Source organism: Companilactobacillus keshanensis, assembly GCF_003946205.1.
GTDB lineage: Bacteria > Bacillota > Bacilli > Lactobacillales > Lactobacillaceae > Companilactobacillus > Companilactobacillus keshanensis.
In genome coordinates, this window is the sequence record NZ_RHOS01000045.1 from 1 (window position 1) to 1,423 (window position 1,423).

At 33.2% G+C, this 1,423-nt stretch carries 1 protein-coding gene and 1 pseudogene; both read right to left on the reverse strand.

Annotated elements, in window-relative coordinates:
* Positions 1-37 precede the first annotated feature (37 nt).
* Positions 38-880 (reverse strand): annotated as a pseudogene (locus EKM64_RS11300) (IS3 family transposase); the annotation flags it as partial.
* A gap of 5 nt (positions 881-885) precedes the next feature.
* A partial coding sequence (locus EKM64_RS11305; protein ID WP_164505373.1) for a helix-turn-helix domain-containing protein occupies positions 886-1,423 on the reverse strand: 538 nt, incomplete at its 5' end.

Consider the following 1,423-nt stretch of genomic DNA (forward strand, 5'->3'; position numbering starts at 1 on the left):
TGAAGTGCAATAAAAAAGTTAGACATTTTTATAAGTTTTAAGAAATCATGGATTGTCTCCTGTATTCTACAGGAGACAATCCATTTTTCTTTAAAGAAATACGTTTATTGTTGTACCAGTGGATATATTTATTGACTAGATTCTTTAAGTCTTCTAAGTCATCGATATTATATCTGTAAAGGCATTCTCTTTTGAGCAGATTAAAGAAGCTCTCCATAGGGGCATTATCGTGACAATTTCCCTTTCGAGACATACTTTGTTCAATTCCCATTGTTTTTAGTGCGTCTCGATAGTATTTAAGTTGATAATGCCATCCTTGATCAGAGTGAAGAATCGGTTTCAAATATGGATCTATATTTTGTTTTAATTTCTCTAGAGTATCTAGTATCAGTAATTTGTTAGGGCTCAAGCTTATTGAATAAGACAATATCTCGCCGCTGGCCTGGTCCAGCACGGCGGATATATAACCCCATTTATCTTTTCGTAAACGTATTTGAGTTACATCTGTATGTAATACTTTTAATGGTTCTATCTCATTGAATTTCTGCTCGATAGTATTAGGAGCTATCTTCCCAACACTACCCTTATAGGAACAGTATCCAGATGTATGCCTTGAAAAAATAACTACTTTTAATTTCAATTTTGTCATTAAATGTCGAATCGTTTCTGGAGAATTTTTGAATCCGACCTTGAGGGATTCCTTCCAGATTCGACGATAACCGTAGGTTGAGTTTGAATCGTGATATGTCTTAACAATAAACTCTTTTAATTTGGCATATTTATCTGTTTTATCAATCTTACTAAGACGTTCATAATAAGTTGATCTTGGCAGATCGACCTTAATTAATAACTCGTTCAGCGTGTATTTATTAAGTAATGATTTGACTAATTTTGCTTTCTCAAATCGGGATCGTTTTCTCGCAAGGTCTTTAGTGCTTTTAAAATATCACGGTCCATTTCGGTATCGTGTAGTTTGGCTTTTAGTTCAAGAATTTCCTGTTTGTATTTCTCTTCTTTTGTGGAATTTAAGCGTGCTTGTTTCTTCTTTTTGGTCATTAACGGTCGTCTCCCTCTGGGACGACGCCTCAATCCAATAACACCATAATGATTATATTTATAGATCCATGAATTAACCTGGCTAGGTGATATTTTAAAATAAATTGCAGTATCAAGGCGACTGATCTCATGTAATTTATAATATTCTATCACGGATAATTTGAACTCTTGAGAATATTTTTTATGAGACTTTTTATTTATCAAATAATTGAGACCATTTGCTTCCGCCTCATGGACCCAACAATAAATCGGAGATTTGCTGGGCAATCCATATTTTTTTGATAATCCTAGTATAGAAATTTGTCCATCAAAGTATTCATTTACTAGTTTGACTTTGAATTCTGAAGAGTATTTGGTCATAAAAAAA